Annotated in this window: 1 protein-coding gene; it reads left to right on the top strand. The window is 59.9% G+C overall.

Features of this window, described 5'->3' with window-relative positions; all coding sequences use genetic code 11:
• Nucleotides 1-291: 291 nt before the first annotated feature.
• The coding region (locus HMPREF3014_RS05050) for a hypothetical protein (RefSeq protein WP_033874713.1) at nucleotides 292-578 on the top strand (287 nt) is incomplete at its 3' end.

Raw genomic sequence — 578 nt, 5'->3', positions numbered from 1 at the left:
TCGGCGGCAAGAGCGGGATGACAAGGGCAGAGCCCTTGGTGTTGCTCTGCGGGTTCCAAGGGGAAGCGTTCCCCTTGGCCGTCGGAGACGACGTTGCGATAGGGATCGTTACCCGGATGGGCCGAGACGAACACCCGTGGTTGGCTTGGTTCGCTAGCGAATAGAGCCCGGCCCGAAGGGATCGCCCGACAAATCACTTTCACCCAACACCGCTGAATGAAGGCGAAACAGCCGAATTTGCAGCAGCGGGACAACTCACGCCGAAAAAGGCGAATTGAAGGAGAAACACCGATGAACATGTTTGCAACCCAAGGCGGCGTCGTCGAACTGTGGGTCACCAAGACCGACACCTATACCTCGACCAAGACCGGGGAAATCTACGCCTCGGTCCAATCCATCGCCCCGATTCCGGAAGGTGCCCGTGGCAACGCCAAGGGCTTCGAGATCAGCGAATACAACATCGAGCCGACCCTGCTGGACGCCATCGTCTTCGAAGGCCAGCCGGTGCTCTGCAAGTTCGCCAGCGTGGTCCGCCCGACCCAAGACCGTTTCGGCCGGATCACCAATACCCAAGTCCT

Origin of the sequence: Pseudomonas sp. HMSC065H01, assembly GCF_001815235.1 — a bacterium.
Taxonomy (GTDB): Bacteria; Pseudomonadota; Gammaproteobacteria; order Pseudomonadales; family Pseudomonadaceae; genus Pseudomonas; species Pseudomonas aeruginosa.
This window is presented reverse-complemented; position numbering and strand designations above follow the sequence as displayed.